The 18,644-nt window shown below is 43.0% G+C and carries 15 protein-coding genes and 1 rRNA gene; 11 read left to right on the plus strand and 5 right to left on the minus strand.

Annotation, left to right across the window (positions count from 1 at the left end; genetic code table 11):
- Nucleotides 1-20: 20 nt before the first annotated feature.
- Nucleotides 21-1,625, minus strand: coding sequence for a bacillithiol biosynthesis cysteine-adding enzyme BshC (gene bshC / locus GGE08_RS13925; RefSeq protein WP_179385488.1), 1,605 nt, complete (start codon nt 1,623-1,625; stop codon nt 21-23).
- 159 nt (nt 1,626-1,784) lie between these two features.
- Here bshC and GGE08_RS13930 point away from each other — a divergent pair, with 159 nt between their 5' ends.
- The 5 genes from GGE08_RS13930 to GGE08_RS13950 all read left to right on the plus strand — a co-directional run bounded on the left by GGE08_RS13930 (nt 1,785) and on the right by GGE08_RS13950 (nt 9,219).
- A complete protein-coding gene (locus tag GGE08_RS13930; RefSeq protein ID WP_179385489.1) occupies nt 1,785-4,232 on the plus strand; it encodes a M14 family metallopeptidase in 2,448 nt (815 codons plus the stop codon).
- Between the two features lie 188 nt (nt 4,233-4,420).
- Nucleotides 4,421-5,668 carry a carboxypeptidase-like regulatory domain-containing protein gene (locus GGE08_RS13935; RefSeq protein ID WP_409553497.1) on the plus strand — a complete coding sequence of 416 codons (1,248 nt, stop codon included), beginning with the start codon at nt 4,421-4,423 and terminating at the stop codon, nt 5,666-5,668.
- A 60-nt stretch (nt 5,669-5,728) separates the two neighbouring features.
- Entirely contained in the window at nt 5,729-6,781 is a 1,053-nt protein-coding gene (locus GGE08_RS13940; RefSeq protein ID WP_179385490.1) for an LD-carboxypeptidase, read from the plus strand.
- A 154-nt stretch (nt 6,782-6,935) separates the two neighbouring features.
- Entirely contained in the window at nt 6,936-8,126 is a 1,191-nt protein-coding gene (locus tag GGE08_RS13945; protein WP_179385491.1) for a hypothetical protein, read from the plus strand.
- 16 nt (nt 8,127-8,142) lie between these two features.
- Nucleotides 8,143-9,219, plus strand: a complete 1,077-nt coding sequence (locus GGE08_RS13950; RefSeq protein ID WP_179385492.1) for a trypsin-like peptidase domain-containing protein — start codon at nt 8,143-8,145, stop codon at nt 9,217-9,219.
- Nucleotides 9,220-9,248: 29 nt separating this feature from the next.
- Here GGE08_RS13950 and rocD read toward each other — a convergent pair whose 3' ends face one another.
- Nucleotides 9,249-10,532: an ornithine--oxo-acid transaminase gene (rocD, locus tag GGE08_RS13955; RefSeq protein WP_179385493.1), complete on the minus strand. Its 1,284-nt coding sequence runs from the start codon at nt 10,530-10,532 to the stop codon at nt 9,249-9,251.
- 234 nt (nt 10,533-10,766) lie between these two features.
- Between rocD and rlmD the strand changes: the two genes are divergently transcribed.
- The 4 genes from rlmD to GGE08_RS13975 are packed head-to-tail and all read left to right on the plus strand — an operon-like array spanning nt 10,767 to nt 13,803.
- Complete coding sequence (gene rlmD, locus GGE08_RS13960; RefSeq protein WP_179385494.1) at nt 10,767-12,179, plus strand: 23S rRNA (uracil(1939)-C(5))-methyltransferase RlmD; 1,413 nt, start codon at nt 10,767-10,769, stop codon at nt 12,177-12,179.
- A gap of 30 nt (nt 12,180-12,209) precedes the next feature.
- The gene (locus GGE08_RS13965) at nt 12,210-12,728 is read left to right on the plus strand and encodes a DUF6452 family protein (protein WP_179385495.1); all 519 of its coding nucleotides are present in this window, start codon (nt 12,210-12,212) and stop codon (nt 12,726-12,728) included.
- Complete coding sequence (locus GGE08_RS13970) at nt 12,709-13,464, plus strand: DUF6048 family protein (RefSeq protein WP_179385496.1); 756 nt, start codon at nt 12,709-12,711, stop codon at nt 13,462-13,464. Before GGE08_RS13965 ends, GGE08_RS13970 begins: the two co-directional genes overlap by 20 nt.
- A complete protein-coding gene (locus tag GGE08_RS13975) occupies nt 13,465-13,803 on the plus strand; it encodes a VOC family protein (RefSeq protein ID WP_179385497.1) in 339 nt (112 codons plus the stop codon).
- 144 nt (nt 13,804-13,947) lie between these two features.
- Here the strand turns inward: GGE08_RS13975 and GGE08_RS13980 are convergent, their stop codons facing one another.
- Nucleotides 13,948-15,111 (minus strand): class I SAM-dependent RNA methyltransferase, encoded by a 1,164-nt coding sequence (locus tag GGE08_RS13980; protein ID WP_179385498.1) that lies wholly within the window; start codon nt 15,109-15,111, stop codon nt 13,948-13,950.
- A gap of 56 nt (nt 15,112-15,167) precedes the next feature.
- Here GGE08_RS13980 and GGE08_RS13985 point away from each other — a divergent pair, with 56 nt between their 5' ends.
- Both GGE08_RS13985 and GGE08_RS13990 read left to right on the plus strand, forming a co-directional pair.
- Nucleotides 15,168-15,854 carry a ZIP family metal transporter gene (locus tag GGE08_RS13985; protein ID WP_179385499.1) on the plus strand — a complete coding sequence of 229 codons (687 nt, stop codon included), beginning with the start codon at nt 15,168-15,170 and terminating at the stop codon, nt 15,852-15,854.
- A gap of 113 nt (nt 15,855-15,967) precedes the next feature.
- Nucleotides 15,968-17,617 (plus strand): Ig-like domain-containing protein, encoded by a 1,650-nt coding sequence (locus GGE08_RS13990; protein WP_179385500.1) that lies wholly within the window; start codon nt 15,968-15,970, stop codon nt 17,615-17,617.
- A gap of 5 nt (nt 17,618-17,622) precedes the next feature.
- Here GGE08_RS13990 and trhA read toward each other — a convergent pair whose 3' ends face one another.
- The gene (gene trhA, locus GGE08_RS13995; protein ID WP_179385501.1) at nt 17,623-18,261 is read right to left on the minus strand and encodes a PAQR family membrane homeostasis protein TrhA; all 639 of its coding nucleotides are present in this window, start codon (nt 18,259-18,261) and stop codon (nt 17,623-17,625) included.
- Between the two features lie 85 nt (nt 18,262-18,346).
- Nucleotides 18,347-18,458 (minus strand): 5S ribosomal RNA (gene rrf, locus GGE08_RS14000).
- Between the last annotated feature and the right edge of the window lie 186 nt (nt 18,459-18,644).

Raw genomic sequence — 18,644 nt, forward strand, 5'->3', positions numbered from 1 at the left:
GAAAAGTTTAGGGTGCTACCCTATTCGTGACGAATAATGGTAAAATCTTTGGAAAATGGGTCCAGCGTTTTCAACAACAACGGAATAAGGTTTTCACCCATGTGCAGGTACATTTCGGAAAAATTGAGTTGCCTTTCCTGTAAGGATTGATTGGGAAACAATTCATTCTGCAGCTCAGTCAGGCGAACTACATGGTCCTTTAGCTTCCGCTTTTGGGCCCGCAACAAACGCTTTTCCAAATTGTCCAAACCCTTTTTTTGTTTCACTTCTTGGGCCTTTACGGCACCCAAAAAGCTTTTGTCCGTTTTCTCGGCCAGCTCGTACATGTGCTGAAATTGTTCTTCCAACAACTTTTTCTGGGGCGAGAAATCAATATCTATGTTGGAAATATCCCGAATTTTCTTGTTAATTAGTGAATGCTGCTTCATGAACAAATGGGATACCTTTAGGCCCATCCGCTCCACTTTTTCCGATTGTTTTTCGGTAATCAGCAAAGCTGAATTGCGCAACATCAGCATCGGAAACGTAACTCCCACCTCATCAAAATAGGACTTGAGTTCCAACCAATAGGCCAACTCCCCTCCTCCTCCAATGTAGCACAGGTTGGGCAGGATCACTTCTTGATAGAGTGGACGTGCCACCACGTTGGGCGAAAATCGTTCGGGATGTTCTTCCAGTTCCGCTAGGAGTTCTTCCTCCGTAAAGTCCAAATGGGTATTGATCACATGGTATTTCCCCTTTTTGAGGATAATACGTTCCCTGAGGCCATCTTCCAGATAAAAATAGTTGATTTCCCTAGGGTTTACTTGAATGGTGTAATCCGAAGAAGCCTGCTGCAAAGCCTCGATGGTCTTATTTATTTTTTGATACGGAACGTGCTCCAGCATATCCGCTTTGGCATAGGGCACCAATAGTTTTTTTAGCGCCTTGTCATCACCGTCAACAATCACCAGCCCTTCTTCCCCAAAGAGGGCGTTCGCCAGATAGCGGGTGGCTTCGGTCAATGTATCGTGCTCCAAGTAAGCCTTTTGGAACAGGGATTTTAAATCGTCCGTTAGACCCAAATGGCCCAGTTCGGCCGCAAATACATCAAAAACCTCTTCCAGACCCTCGGTGGAAAGTCGGCCTACCGCTCCAGAAGCTTTTTTGTTCCAGAGGACCTTTTTGCCATGTAGGTTGAAATAGTTGATTTCCTCAAAATCATGGTCTTCCGTAGCCATCCAATACACAGGCACAAAATGGTTGCTGGGATATTGCTTGTTCAGCTTTTTGGCCAGATTGATGGTAGATATGATTTTATATAAAAAGTATAAGGGTCCCGTAAACAAGTTCAATTGATGCCCGGTCACCACGGTAAAGGTGGTCTCCTTTTGAAGGGCCTCCATATTTTTTTGGGTCGCTTTGGAAGCGTCGATACCGTGATACTGGTTCTTTAGGACTTGGACCAGCACAGTGCGATTTTCTTTGGGGAAGTTGGCCATCTTCTCTTTAATCTGCGCCTCAAAATTTTCGGCCAGCGGATATCGATTATAAAAAGGAGTCAATCCTTCTTTCTGTTCCAAATAATCGCAAATCAGTTGGGAAAAATAACCCGTCTCCCTAAAGGGTATACATTCTACTTCCATTCAATCGCTAATGAGGTGTTCAAAGATAAGTCTCTTCTTTTTTTCTGTTCCTAAAAATACGTTAATTGAATTTTACACCATTTTATACTCCAACCGTTCAAAAAATTAGGCATCTGCCTCAATTTATTAGTAGATTTGGTCGAACCAATTAACCCAAGCATGACCAGATTTTTATTTTCTCTCGCTCTTTTAGTATCCGTTTCGGTATCTGCACAACAATTAAAATCCCCATCAGAATTTTTGGGATACGAACTCGGGACACAATTCAGTCGTCATCACGAAGTGGTGGATTACTACGAATACTTGGCCGAAGCCGCCCCCGACAGGGTAAAGTTAACGGTCTACGGCCAGACCAACGAGCGGAGACCTCTCATTTTGGCCTATGTATCCTCAGCGGAAAACCTCTCCAATTTGGAGAACATCCGTCAGGAGCACTTAAAGGATACCGAGGGCACTGGAAATTCAAACAAAGCTATTGTATGGTTAAGCTACAACGTACACGGCAACGAGAGTGTAAGCACCGAAGCTTCCATGAAGACCATTTACGAATTGTTGACCAACAAAAGTTCCTATTTGGAAAACACCGTGGTTATCATGGACCCGTGTATCAATCCAGATGGCCGGGACCGGTACAGCAACTGGTACAATCAATTCAAAAACACTCCTTACCAGGTGGACCCGAACAGCAAGGAACACCATGAGGGTTGGTGGAGCGGCAGGAGCAATCACTATATGTTCGATTTGAACCGTGACTGGGCCTGGTTAACGCAGGTGGAAAGCCAGCAGCGTCTCAAGGTGTTCAACCAATGGATGCCTCATGTGCATGTCGATTTCCATGAGCAAGGTGTGGACAATCCCTATTATTTTGCACCGGCCGCAGAGCCCTATCATGAAGTGATAACGGATTTCCAACGTGATTTTCAAGTGACCTTGGGTAGAAACCATGCCAAATATTTTGATGCCAATGGTTGGTTCTATTTTACTAAAGAGGTATTTGACCTATTGTATCCAAGTTATGGGGATACCTACCCTATGTACAATGGTTCCATTGGGATGACCTACGAACAAGGTGGTAGCGGCAGGGCCGGATTGGGCATTATCACCTCCATTGGCGACACCTTGACCTTGAAAGACCGGATTGCACATCATTTTACAACGGGGCTCTCTACGGTTGAGGTCTCTTCCCAAAATGCACAAAAACTCAACGAAGAATTTAGAAAATTCCATCAAAACAAGGCATTTAAGTACAAGAGTTATGTGTTACGAGGAGATAAAGACAAATTGGATGCCCTTAAATCCCTTTTGGAAAAACACAATATTGCATACGGTGACCTTGAGAGCGGTTCTTACAAAGGACACAGCTATAGTTCTGGAAATACAGGTAGCCTGACCATCAATAAAAACGGCATGGTCGTATCTACAGATCAACCCAAAGGAACCTTGGTAAAAGTGCTGTTCGAACCCAATGCCAAACTTTCGGATTCATTGACGTACGATATCACTGCGTGGTCGCTCCCTTATGCGTACGGATTGGATGCCATTGCCTCCACTTCCGCAGTGTCCCCGCAATCAGTACAACAATCCATGGCAAGTTCCAACATCAACAGTGGGAGCTATGCCTATCTCGCGGATTGGAACAGCATGGAAGACGCCCGCTTTTTGGCAGCATTGCTCAAAGAGGGCATACGGGTTCGCAAAGCGGACCATCCATTTGGCATCGAGGGCAAGTCCTTTGATCGCGGAACCTTGATCATCACCAAAGGTGATAATGAAAACAAGGAGGATTTTATAACTACTTTGCAATCCGTTGCCCAAAGATTCAACAAAGACCTTACGGCGACCAGCACCGGTTTTGTAGACTCAGGAAAAGACTTTGGTTCGTCATCCATACAAATGATTACCAAGCCAAAAATAGCCGTTTTGTCCGGCGGCCCCACTTCTACCCTACGGTTTGGAGAAATTTGGCACTTTTTTGAACAGCAATTACATTATCCTCTGACCGTAATCGATGATGAATATGCCGATAGGGTGGATTTGGACGAGTACCACATTTTGATTTTGCCCGACGGCCGTTATGGCAACCAATTTAACGAAGACAAACTTTCCGAGCTGAAGAGCTGGGTTCGCCAAGGTGGAAAAATTATAGCCATGGGAGGCTCCATAAATGCCCTTGATGGTGAAAATGGTTTCGGGATCAAACAAAAGAAAATGGAAAGGGATACCAGTGAAAATTCCCCACAACCTTATGAAGATTGGGAGAGGGAACGCATCAAGGGAGCTATTACAGGAGCCATCTTCAAAACAAAGGTGGACAATTCCAATCCTTTGGCCTATGGATACGGTTCAGATTATTTTACCTTGAAATTGGGCAGCAGCGCATTCGAGTATCTCGACAATGGCAACGCGGTGTACTTGGAGCAAAATACCAAACCGTTTTCAGGTTTTGCCGGCATAGAAGCCCAAAAACGGATTTCGGAAACCCTAATTTATGGGGTGGAAAACTACGGTCGCGGCCAGGTTATCTATATGGTGGACAACCCGCTCTTCCGAGGGTTTTGGGAAAACGGAAAACTGTTTTTTGCCAATGCCCTTTTTATGGTAGACTAGGTAGGCTTAACGGTTGATATGTAGAGAATTGTTTGGTTTTTTAACGAAATCCAAGAAAGAGGGTATGTTCATTTTTTTGTATCTTTAGTAGAATGGAAAAAAAGAAAATTGCACCTATGTCACCTATCAACCCATCATTGATTTTAAAACCAAAACTCAACTCGTTGCCCATTGTGGCCCTATTGGCCATGCTATTCATCAATCCCTTTCAGGGACTGGCCTTACAGGAAGAAGCTTCGCCCGTGGAGTACAATGAATATAGCGGTGAGGTTAAAGAAGAATCAAGCAATAAATCCTTGGTCTTTGCTACCCTTACTGTAGAGGGAACCAATATTAGTACCATTACCAACACGGAGGGCAACTTCCTTTTAAAGGTCCCTAAGGAACACCTTGATAAAAACGTAATCGTTTCCTTTTTGGGATACAGGACCAAGCAAATCCCTATTGCAAGCCTGCAACGCGAAAAGAACGAAATCTATCTTGAAGTATCCGCGACCCAATTATCCGAAGTGAACATCAACGCTCCAAAGGATGCCATGGCACTCTTTAGGGAAACCTTGAAAAATAGAGGAGAAAATTATTTTACCGATCCCACTTTGATGACAGCCTTCTATCGGGAAACCATCAAAAGAAGAAGAAAGAATGTATCCTTAGCAGAAGCCGTGGTCAATGTCTATAAAACGCCATATAATATCAACAGGGAAGATGCCGTGGAACTTTACAAAGCAAGAAAAAGCACGGACTACAGTAAACTGGACACCGTGGCCCTTAAACTGCAAGGCGGGCCTTACAATACGCTCTATGTGGATTTGATGAAGTATCCAGAATATATTTTTTCGGAAGAAATGATGGAAGATTACAAATTCACATTTGACCGTTCCACCCGTACCAACGATCAATTGATCTATGTCATCAAGTTTGATCAACGACCAGATGTGCTGGAGCCGCTTTATCGTGGGGAGATCTATATTGATGTGGACAAGAAAATTATGACAGGCGCCATATTTTCGCTGAACATTACGGACAGGGATATGGCCGCACAACTTTTTGTCCGCAAAAAACCGGCGAAAGTCGACGTTTGGCCCACAGAAGTATCCTACCGCGTGGATTACCGGGAAAAAGACGGAAAATGGTTTTATGGCTACAGCAGCGTTTTCATGGAATTTAAAGTGGACTGGGCCGATAAATGGTTCAATTCACAATACAGCATGACCGCTGAAATGGCCGTTACCGACTGGGAAAAGGTCGGCAAGGACGAAAGACCGAAATATCGCCAACGGATACGTAAATCCGTCATCTTAAGTGATGAGGCTTCAGGTTTCTCTGACCCCGATTTCTGGGGAGAGTACAACATCATTGAACCCGAAAAATCCATTGAATCGGCCATTAGAAAGATTCAAAGACAACTTCGGCGAGAGGAACGCAGCAGCGATTAATCCCATTTCTACCATCTATCTATTTGGATTTTTATCTTTGTGGTGCCTAATCCCATATAAATGTCCAAAAGAAGAAATTTTCTAAAATCGGCCACTGCCCTTGGTGCAGCCACCCTTTTGCATCAAACTGGATGGAGTAATGCCCCCTTAGCCAAACCGTTGCCCAAAATAAAGCCCAAACGCCTACAAATGGGCGATACTATTGGCTTGGTAGCTCCTGGGTTTGCTTTGGATACAGAGTCCATATATCTAGCGGTAGATACCCTTAAAAAAATGGGGTTCAAGGCATTTTATACAGAACGGATAGAAGGCAATCACGGCTATTTTAGCAATACGGACGAAGAACGGGCGAAGGACATCAACGAGATGTTTGCCAATCCTGATATTGATGGTATACTCTGTGCCCGAGGCGGTTATGGATGCACCCGAATTTTGGATTTATTGGACTACGAGACCATCGCAAACAACCCTAAGGCATTTATTGGCTTTAGCGATATCACCGCGCTTATCAACACCTTTTATAAAAAGACGGGACTTGTTTGTTTTCATGGACCCGTGGGCAAAACATTGGACGATGAGTATAGCCAAGCCTATTTCAAAAAAGTTTTAATGGAGCCCCAAGAAGTGCTTCCCATTAAAAATGCCATTCTGGAAGACCCCAAACAGTACCGAAACAGCGAGTATTACAGGTATACCATTACACCCGGAATGGCAGAGGGTGAACTCGTTGGCGGAAGTTTATCGTTGGTAACGGCCATGATTGGCACCCCTTATGAAATTGATTTCACCGACCGTATCGTTTTTTTGGAAGATGTGGAGGAAGCTCCCTACCGAATCGACCGTATGCTGACCCAACTCACCCAAGTGGACACCTTTTTAAAAGCCAAGGGAATCGTATTTGGGGTATGCAAAGGATGTGACCGCAAACGGACCACGGATAATTTCACCCTTAAAGAAGTGATAACGGACAGGATTGCACCTTTGGGCATCCCTGCCGTGTATGGGATGAGTTTTGGGCACATTCCACAGAATGCAACGCTTCCCATTGGTATCTTGGCCCGGTTAAATGCCTACAAAAAGCAGCTTCGTTTACTGGAAGCAGCCGTGTGTTAACGAAGCGTCATTGTACACCCATTTGGCAATCAATCATTTAAATGATGTTTGCTTTAAAAAAAATACGATATTAGCACATTGTTTTTCTTCAACCTCTAAAGAACGACAAATCAACCTCACCCAAATCTGATTTGTTAATTCTTAACCTATACTAATGTCACATGTACTACCTAGGTTCTCCAGACCTATTAAAAGCAAGGGTAATCCACACATGGATGTATCCTACTGGAGCAAGGCAATGGATGCCTACGATGCCAAAAATTACAGGCAGGCCCTATTGGAAACTATCAATTACATCAATTCAAATGTGTTGCGGGACCAATCTTTGGACGATGATATCCAAATTGTTCATGGGCAAGGTTCAGCAGAAATACGCATCTCCATATCGCAGGAAATGTTTTCAGTGAAGGCCCCCTTTGTAAAAATCACGGAGAACACCAACAAGGTACCTCTATTCAGAAAAGTGGCGGAAATCAATTTCAATCCGTTGACCCTAGCCCAAATTCGTCGCAAACAAGATGTTTTATGGTTTGAGTATGAGACCCCAATTGCCCTTTGTCAACCGTACAAGGTATACGATGTATTGAATGAGATAAGTACAAATACCGATCATTATGATGATGAGTTTATAGAAAAATATCAGGCTGAATTCTTCGCTACTCCAAAGACAACCCCCTTATCCGATGACGAAAAAGATACCGTTTGGCAGCAGATTCAAGAGGTTTTCGAGGACTATGAAAAGTTCAGTAAGGAATTTAAGGAAAAGAGATGGAACGATTATCAATGGGATATTACAGTATTGTCCCTTCTAAAAATCGTGAACATGTCCTGCGTTCATGGAACGCTCCGAACCAAGCTGGAGGAATATGTCTTCAACCTCTTTAATGGTCAGATTGATTTCAACTTTAGGATTGATAAAGGAACAAACTTCATGCAGAAGCTACTTGCAAAATCCAAGGAGGAGTTTATGCAGGATATGTATCATGCAGAATCATTGATTTCCCTCAAGTGGAGAAGTTCTAACGAAATATTGCAGAACCACGCCAAAAGTATGGAAACCCACGTGGAACGCTATATTAATGAAAACAATCAGTTGATGCTCTGCTATTACCTTCAGTCCGCTTTTTTAAAAATGATTTATGACTACAACATGGAGGAACAACATCAAAATGCCATTTACGATGTGCTCGAAAGAGTTTCAAGCAAGAGCCTGGACGAAGCCCGTCCGCTTTTGCTGCAAACGTATTATGCCTTTTTGGACGGGACCGCAGGTGAAACAGTTATTGCAAGTGCCACATCATCCACCAAAAAAGGAAAAGGTTTCTTTTCAAAATTTTTTAGCTAACCAGAAATAAAAGACCGTGGAAAATATTAGAAAATCAGTATATAAAATTGTTACCGCCTCAGGTACAGGAAGTGGCTTTACCGTTAAAGGGCAAAATCATATCATTACCAATTATCATGTGGTAAAGGGAGAAAAGATAGTTGCTGTGGAGGATTATAAAAAAGACAGGTACGTAGCCAGCGTTGTAATGGTAAATCCAGAGGTTGACCTAGCTTTTTTGAGCATAGATGGGTTCACCAACACCAACACGGATATTTCCCTCCAACATGAAATCCAGATTGTGAATACACAGAAAGTCTTTATCAATGGATATCCTTTTGGAATGCCGTACACCGTGACGGAAGGTATCGTATCGTCACCGAACCAACCCATGGGAAGCAGAAGTTACATCCAAACGGATGCCGCTGTCAATCCAGGAAATTCCGGTGGCCCCATGTTGAACGAAGCCGGTGTTCTGGTGGGGGTTACCACATCAAAATTTACCAATGCGGACAATGTGGGCTTTGGGATAAAACATACCGACTTGATCAAGGAATTAAATGATTTTTCCCATTTGCCAAACCAATCGACTTACAATGTAAAGTGTAACTCCTGTGACAATTATACCGACAAAGAATCGGAGTTTTGTGCCCATTGTGGCAACCATTTGGATATATCCATTTGGGAAGAATTTGAAAAAAGTGACTTTGCAAAGTTTGTGGAAGGTGCCCTAGAGGATTTAGGAATCAACCCAGTTTTGGGGAGGGCAGGAAGGGATTATTGGGAGTTTCACCAAGGGAGCGCATTGGTTCGCATATTCGTTTTTAAAAGAGAGTATTTGGTTGCTACATCTCCCCTGAACCATTTACCAAAACAAAACCTTTTAGAACTATTGAACCATTTAATGGAAAGCAACGTGGAACCTTATTATCTAGGTATTCACGATAACCAAATCTATCTCTCCTATCGCGTGCATCTTTCGGATATTTTCACTGATTATGCTGAAAAAATCAAAGAGAACATCAAGAATTTAGCGCTTAAAGCCGATGATTTGGATAACTTTTTCGCCGACACTTTTGGTTGTGAAATGTCTATAGAATCCAAAGAACAATAAAAAACTGGGGCGTTTGCCCCAGTTTTCTTTTAACTCTTTTTAAACTCGTTCAGTGTCTTTATAATAATGGACACGCAATCCAGCAATTGTTCACGGTTCATCACCAAAGGTGGTGCAAACCGGATAATGTTTCCATGGGTAGGTTTTGCCAATAGGCCGTTTTCCTTGAGTGCCATGCAAATATCCCATGCCGTGGAGCTGTCCTCGGTATCGTTGATGACGATGGCGTTGAGCAGCCCACGTCCGCGAACCTTCACCACCAAATCACACTCGGGGATGAACTTGTTCAGCTCCTCACGGAAAAGTTCTCCCAAGGTTCCTGCATTCTCGGCCAGGCTTTCTTCTTTGACCACTTCCAAAGCAGCCATGCCCACCGCTGCCGCAACAGGGTTTCCACCAAAGGTGCTTCCGTGGCTCCCTGGAGTGATCACTTCCATAATGGGATCGTTGGCCAATACGGCGGATACTGGATAAACACCGCCGGAAAGGGCCTTCCCTAAAATCAAAATATCGGGTTTCACCTCTGGTGTGCCGCTACAGTTTTTGTCCGCACAGCTACAATTGCCACAGGTGGCCAATAAACGTCCCGTTCGGGCAATACCTGTTTGCACTTCATCGGCAATAAAAAGGACATTATATTTTTCGCAAAGGGCCTTGGCACCTTTTAAATAACCCTCCGAAGGCACATAAACACCTGCTTCGCCCTGAATGGGTTCCACCAAGAAACCAGCTACATGGGGATTGCTTTTTAGGGCATTCTCCAAAGCGGTCAGATTATCATACTCAATTCTGATAAAACCTTCGGTGTAGGGACCGTAATTATCACGCGCTACCTCGTCATTCGAAAAAGAAATAATGGTAGTGGTTCTGCCGTGGAAATTATTCTCGCAAACAATAATCTGCGCTTGGTTTTCTGGAATTCCTTTCTTGCCGTATGCCCATCTCCTACAGATTTTCAGTGCAGTTTCAACTGCTTCGGCACCCGTGTTCATGGGCAACAACTTGTCAAAATTAAAAGTCTCCGTAGCGTATTTCTCAAATTTCCCCAACATATCGTTATAAAATGCGCGCGAAGTCAAGGTCAAGGTTTTTGCCTGCTCCATCATGGCGCCAATAATTTTGGGGTGACAGTGCCCCTGGTTTACGGCAGAATACGCGGAGAGGAAGTCGTAATATTGCTTTCCTTCCACATCCCACACATGGACCCCATCGCCTTTGCTCAGGACCACGGGTAATGGGTGATAGTTGTGCGCTCCGTACTTGTTTTCCAAATCTATCGCTTGCTGCGATGTTAAATGCTCTAAAACAGCCATTTCATTAAATGATTAAAATTGATAAAATAACCATTCCTACTGTACCTTTATTCTTTCGAAGTCTCGAAAAAGCAGCGTGGGAGAGAAATCATCCCTTGGAGTGCCCGCAAATTACAAATTAATTGATGAAAATATAATTTTCGCCACGCCTTTCCCGCTGGAAAAACCAAAAGTTTAGATGCAATTTAAGAAGCTGCATTCCCCGAAATACCAAAAAGAACTTACTTTTGCGCCATGCGTAAAAACAGAAGGAGAAAAACGTTTGAAAACGTCACCGTGGTAGATGCGGGAGCAAAGGGAAAATCCGTGGGGAAAGCACCAGATGGACGAGTAATTTTCCTCAGTAATGCCGTACCTGGTGATGTGGTGGACGTAATGACCACCAAAAAACGAAAAGCCTATTTTGAAGGCGTTGCCACAAAATTCCATACACTGTCCGACAAACGGACGGAACCCGTTTGCCAGCACTTTGGTACTTGTGGGGGCTGCAAGTGGCAGCACATGGGCTATGAGCACCAACTCTATTTTAAACAAAAAGAGGTGGAAAATAACCTGAAGCGCATCGGTAACTTGGAATTACCCACGACCCAACCCATTTTGGGTTCCAAGGAACAATATTTCTACCGAAACAAAATGGAGTTTTCGTTTTCTGACAGTCGATGGTTAACACAGAAAGAAATCGACTCCGACAAAGATATTGAGGACAGAAATGCCCTTGGATTCCATATTCCAGGGATGTGGGACAAGATTCTGGACATCAAAAAATGTCACTTACAGGAAGACCCCTCCAATGCTATCCGTTTGGAAACGAAACAGTTTGCCAACAAGAACGGGCTGCGCTTTTTCAATCCAAGAAAACAGGAAGGGCTACTAAGGACTTTGATGATTCGTACTTCCTCCACTGGCGAAATTATGGTGCTCATCCAATTCTTTGAAGAGCATAAGGAGCAACGAGAGCTGTTGCTGAACCATTTGAAGAATACCTTTCCAGAAATTACCTCCTTGCTATATGTTGTCAATTCCAAGGCCAACGATACCATTTATGACCAAGAGATCATCTGCTTTGCAGGACGCGACCATATTTTCGAGGAAATGGAGGGCTTACAGTTCAAAATCAATGCGAAATCCTTCTACCAGACCAATTCAGCCCAAGCCTACGAACTTTACAAAGTAACCAGGGATTTTGCCGGGCTTACGGGAAATGAGCTGGTGTATGATCTATACACAGGAACAGGCACCATTGCCCAGTTTGTAGCGAAAGATGCCAAGAAGGTAGTCGGTGTTGAATCCGTTCCAGAAGCGATTGCCGATGCAAAGGCCAATGCGGTGCACAACCAAATTTCCAATGTAGAATTTTTTGTTGGCGATATGAAGAATGTATTTAATGATGATTTTATTGCTGCCCAAGGCCAACCAGATGTTATTATCACCGACCCGCCAAGGGATGGTATGCACAAACAGGTGGTAGAGCAGTTATTGCAAGTGGGACCACCAAAGATTGTTTATGTAAGCTGTAACAGTGCCACACAAGCAAGGGACTTGGCATTGATGAAAGAACAATATCAAGTTGTCAAAGTGCAGCCGGTGGATATGTTCCCCCAGACCCACCACGTTGAAAATGTTGTACTTTTGGAAAAACGGGTCTAGCATTTGAACGTAAACCCTCAGGTAAACAGAATGAAGAAACTAATCCCCATCCTACTTATCACCGCTCTATTTTACTGGGTATCTTCCTGCGAAAAGGACGACATCTGTGTTGATGGAGACACCCCTTTATTGGTGTTGGGCTTTTTTGATGTGAACGACACCACAGCCGCCAAGGCCGTGCCTTCCATTCGCATCAAAAGTATTGATATTGATAGCGTACTAACCAATTCAACCTTTGGTGACCGGTCCAATTCACCGGATTCGCTACAGGTACCCTTACGGAGCAATGCGGTGACCACCATGTACCAAATTATCTCCGGCTCGGACGACGATGATGAAACCGATGAGGAAATCGGGAATATCGATACCCTGACCATTTCCTATGAACTTGGGGAAGCTTTTATATCAAGAGCCTGCGGATTTGTGACCAATTACAATAACATTTCAGTGACCCTGACCGAGGGTGCCGAAAACTGGATTCAAGATATTAGGGTCGTTCAGCCCAATGTAGAAAATACCGATAACATCCATGTCAAGATATTTCACTAAGATTTTATTCGGCCTCATGCCCTTTTTCGCACTGGCCCAGAGCGAACCCATAGACCTTTCCCAAAAAGACACCGTGGAGTACAAGGAAAAATATGGACTTCGTGTGGGTGCCGATATCAGTAAATTGGTGCTTTCCTTCGCAGATGAGGATTACACCGGACTGGAATTGGTGGGCGACTATCGGCTGACCCAAAAACTATATCTCGCGGCCGAAATCGGGAACGAGACCAAAAAGCAGGACGAAACCCTGCTCAACACACTGTTGTACGACTACGAGACCTCAGGAAGTTACATTAAGGCCGGGGTGGACGTTAATACCTACACCAATTGGTATGGGATGAACAACGCCATTACCATTGGGGGGCGTTATGCCTTTGCCAGCTTTACCCAAACCCTGAACGATTACAGTCTGTACGAGACCAACCAATTTTTCAACGAGGAATTTTTACCGGGAGAAAACCCTAACCGTGAATTTAGTGGCCTTTCTGCCTCGTGGTTGGAGTTTGTCGTGGGGGCGAAAGTGGAACTTTTTGCCAATATTTTTGTGGGCATGAGTGCGCGACTGGGATTTTTGATCACCAATACAGAGGATGAACAATTTCCCAATCTCTGGATTCCCGGATTCAATAAAGTGACCGACGGAAGCAACTTTGGGGTGAATTACAACTACTCCATCTCCTACTTTATCCCACTATATAAAAAATCCAAAAAGAAGCAACCCGAAGCCGAACAGTAAATGAAAACCCCTATTGATTATATCGAATTCAAAGCAACGGATTTAGAGAAGACCAAAACTTTCTACCATGAGGTCTTTGGATGGGAGTTTACGGATTATGGTCCGAATTATGTGTCGTTTTCCGAGGTTGGAATCGCAGGTGGTTTTGAACTGAGTGCAGAACCCATTAAGAATGGTGCACTTGTGGTACTTCATCATAGCGACCTTAAAGCCATCCAGGAAAAAGTGATTCAAAACGGAGGGACCATAAGCAAGGAAATCTTTGAGTTTCCCGGAGGAAAGCGTTTTCATTTTAGGGATCCATCGGGCAACGAACTGGCCATTTGGTCGGAAAAGTAAAAGGAGCCCTGCTGGGACTCCTTTCACAAAATTTGGTTGAGTTAGTTAGTTGTGTTTTAAACACACTCCAAATCTAAACAATTCTTTCGCTTTTTCCTACCATTATTTTTTAGGGCAATGGACTAGCCCTTTTGCCACACAGCCTTAATGATCACCCTGACTTTTATCCTTTTTGCTTCCCTCGTAAATATCATATTTCACCAATCGAGCTTCCAGTTTCCCATTAAAAGCCTTTATTTTCTTCGAGGTTTTCAAGCCTACGTGTTTTAATGCCTCTAGGTTGGAGGTAATCAACCAGGCTTCCGTACCAGGATAGTTTTGCTTTAAGGTGTCCCCTATCCTTCCGTAAAACTCTTCCATCTCAATGGGCAGGCGCTCCCCATACGGTGGATTAAAGACCATGTGCAATTTCCCTTCCACGGGTTTCTCGGTCCTAAAAAAGTCCTTGCGTTCCACCGAGATATAATCCGATAGATTCGCATGATCCACGTTCTCCTGTGTTTTTCGTACCGCAGAAGGAGCCTTATCGTACCCTATGATCTTATGGTGGAATTCCCTGACCTTTTTTAAGCTGGCATCCACAATTTTCTGGTGCAATTCGGCATCATAATCCTTCCAGTGCATAAAAGCATAGGATTCCCTATTGATGTTCGTTGGAATATTACAAGCAATCATGGCAGCTTCCACCAAGAAAGTCCCGCTCCCACACATGGGGTCCAAAAAATCCGTTTGGCCATCCCAACCACTCTTAAGCAATAATCCTGCAGCCAACACCTCATTGATGGGCGCTATGTTTGTCAAAATACGGTACCCCCTTTGGTGCAGGGAGTTGCCCGAACTGTCCAACGAAACCGTACAGGTGTTTTTATAGATATGTATATTGATTCGGATATCAGGGTCTTGGGTCTTCACATTGGGACGATCGTGCATCACAGCCCTAAACTTGTCCACGATGGCATCTTTGGCCTTTAAGGAAACGAACATGGAATTATCAAAGACCTCGGTATTGGCAATACTATCAATGGCAAAGGTTTTTTCCACATCAAAAATTGAGGGCCAATCCAACTCATAAATATGCCTGTAAAGATCTTTCTCATTGAAGACTTGAAAGGTTTTGATGGGTTTGTAGACTTTTAAAGCGGTCCTTAGGCATAAATTGGCCTTGTACATAAAACCCGTATCACCTTCAAAAGTAACATTACGAACACCCTCCTCCACATGTCCAGCACCCAAATTACGAAGCTCCTTTGCCAATATGGGCTCGAACCCGTAGAGCGTTTTTGCCATCATTTTAAAATTCCCTGCCATACTATCCTAAAATCTTTCCGCAAAAATAGGTTATTTTTGCCCCTTTAATTCCCGATATGGATTTTCCTTCCGCTATTATTTACATGGTTCCCATTTTGGCCGTTTGGTTCGGTTTTGGATTTGTTTGGTTCACCAAACCAAAGAACAACGATAATATAAAGCTATTGCTGGCCTTTAGTGGAGCCTTTTTATTATCGCTGACATTTTTTGAGCTATTGCCCGAAGTGTATCATGACCATGACCCCAAAATAATAGCCCTATACATCTTGGGAGGGATTTTATTACAGGTATTTTTGGAGTTCTTTTCCAAAGGTGCCGAACATGGGCATATGCATATCCAAATACAAGAAAATAAGTTCCCTACACTGTTGTTCTTGAGTCTATCCATACATGCCTTGGTCGAAGGAGTGCCAATACACGATAACGACTCCATACTTTACGGGATTGTTATCCACAAGATTCCCATAGCTATTATTCTAAGTATCTTTTTAATCAATTCAAAGATGAAATTGGGGACTGTTTTGCTCTTTATCGGAGCCTTTTCGCTGATGACGCCTTTGGGAAGTTACCTGTCCACTGTGTCGTGGATACAGGATTATGGGCATTTATTGACGGCTTTGACCATTGGGGTATTTTTCCATATTTCCACTATTATCCTTTTTGAAAGTTCCCAGGGTCACAAGTTCAATCTGCGCAAGGTGGTGGTCATTATTTTAGGCATTGGAATTGCGTATCTGGTTTAGAGAGACCACTATACCCCAGTGTTGCCGATTAACGATTTTTCTTACTTTTTTAGAGTGAAAAAGGATTTTTTTTACCTAAAAGAGTTATTTTTCCCATCAACTAAACTAACTATATGAATTTTTTACGCTCCACTATACTGCCATTGCTAGCTGTTGGTATTTTTTACTCTTGCTCCTTAGACTCCGCGGACCCAACCCCAGAGCCAGATACTGTAGCTCCGACACTCGATTTCACTATTTCGGGAGCTTCCAGTGATTCATCCCCTATAGTGGTAGGGGACCAGATGGAAATCAATATCAGCGCTGAAGATGCGAAGGGAATAGATAAAGTCGAGGCTTTTATTGACAATGAAAAAGTTGGTGAGGACACCAGTGCACCGTTTAGGATAATTGTTGATTTATCGGTGTATACAGCTAAAGCTTTGACCAAAAAAGCTCAAAATTATACGCTTCGTGTAGATGCAATAGATACTTCTGGAAATACTTCCTCACTTGAACAAACCATTACCATTGTTACGGAAAAAACATTGGTTACCATTAACATCCCAGAAACATATATTAACCCAAATCTTATTGAGTTCTACCTATTTGCCTCCACTATGGAAGGTCAACTTCTTGGGGTCAAAAAAGTAGAGCCAACAGATAGTAGTATTACAGTTTCCACTTTAGAAGATATCTCTGAAAATGAACCTTTTATGCTGACATTTGCCAAACTAACACCTTATGGGGCACAATTCAGCACTATTGCCAGCATCACATCCTCCTTACTACCTCAGATTAATCTAGGAAGCTATGCTTTATTTGAGAACTATAGTGGAACGAATACGTTTCAAGCTTCAGGGTATGAAGATGCGGAAGATGACATAATTCAAATTTTCGGAAATAGGTATCTCGGTGCATGGACCCCAAGCAATCCAGAGATTATCACAATAGATAGGTTCAATTGCATTGATTGCAACAATTCTTCAACCGACTCCCTGTACTTAGTAAAACGGAATTTAAGCACGAATGATTACAAATACTTAACAACAACATGGGATATAAATGAAGATGACATTATATCATTTGCTGACTTTACAGATAAAGGCGTCGAGAAAAGAGAGATTCAAATCAACAATTTCTCTAATACAGGTAGTACAAATTTTAATTATAGAGTCTTTGGTTATTTTGATCAAAGTGACTTCGAAAATAACTTTTACCACCGGATAGACACTGGAATAAGCAGCATCATGTCGGAAAACAAGATACATTACTTTTACAATCAAATCTTTGAGAATCATGCCTTTGAGTTATCATTGGGAAATTATTATACCTATCAAACGGACTTGCCTCAAAGTACGCTATCCCCTTTGGATTGGACTCTGGATTATTCATTGGATGGGAGCACTATATCCATTCAAAAAAATAGTACCGATGATATTTTGGGAAAAATAACCTTGGGAACGACCATTATTGATGAAGACTATATTCCATACAGTTGGGAACTTATTTTTAATAGTCAAGAGATAACTACTATTCAAATTCCAGAATTGCCCGAAGCAATTAAATCTTGGGAATTTTACGAAGCCTTTTCAACTAGTCCACTTCAAGTCGGACAAGTGGAAATTAAGAAATATGAAAACATTGTTGGATATGATGATTATATCAGGGAAGTAATTGCAAATAATCAAAAGGCTTATTTGATTTCTGACAAAATCGAATCCATATTCATTGCCACTGAAAGTGACTATCATATTAGTACTGACGATTGGTTGATTGACTAATTTTTCTATTCTTTCAAAGTTTGAAAGATAAGCAACCAGTGACTTATAGCACCACCCAAAACAAAAAAATGCCATATCAAATGATTATATGGTATTTTTTTTACCGCATAGAAAAGTATTCCAATGGTATAAAATGCACCACCCAACGACAGGTAAAATAGTCCTGATGCAGACATATGCTGCATTAAGTAAGGGAGGTCAATGACAATCAACCACCCCATAACACCGTAGAGCACTAAAGAAAACGCCTCAAACCTACCAGTAAAGAATATTTTAAGTACCGTTCCAAACAGTGCAATGCCCCAGACCAAATAAAACAACAACCATCCTTTGGATGGCAACAACACAGAGAGGCATACTGGAGTGTAGGTCCCTGCAATCAAATAGTAAATACTAATATGGTCTAAAATCCTAAGTCGCTTCTTCAACTTTGGATTTACCACCGCGTGATATATGGTTGATGCTGTAAATAATAAAAGTAACGAAGCTACATAGGCACCAATGCTCTCTTTCATAAAAGGCTCGGCTCCCAAATCGTTTTGAAATAAAAAGATTCCTCCTATGGCCGCGAGCACGATTCCCAGGGCATGGGAGTAGGCATTTAATTTTTCCTCGAGTAAGACTGGATTGGATTGGGAACTCAATGGTATCGTTTAAAAGATGTTTTTATGGTGCAAAGATAACCCCAAAAAAACAAAAAAGCCCCTCACGTTGTGTGAGGGGCTTCAAGGAAGGCGGCGACCTACTCTCCCACCTGGTGTGGCAGTACCATCGGCGCAAACGGGCTTAACTTCCCTGTTCGGAATGGAAAGGGGTGGGCCCCGTCGCCATGGCCACCTAGATCTTCAATATTTTAATGTCGGTTACTTGGGCGGACCCTTCTGGGCCTGTCGAAGTATGACCGAAGCACGGTTGCTGAGCGCAGCCGAAGCATGACATATGTTGGGACGGGCGTGTGCCCGTCAAAAAAAAGAATCAACGAAGTTCAGCGTCCTTAAGGAGCTTCCGAGGGGGCAATGCGCAAGCT

The sequence above is a fragment of the Allomuricauda sp. ARW1Y1 genome (genome assembly GCF_013407935.1).
Taxonomy (GTDB): domain Bacteria; phylum Bacteroidota; class Bacteroidia; order Flavobacteriales; family Flavobacteriaceae; genus Flagellimonas.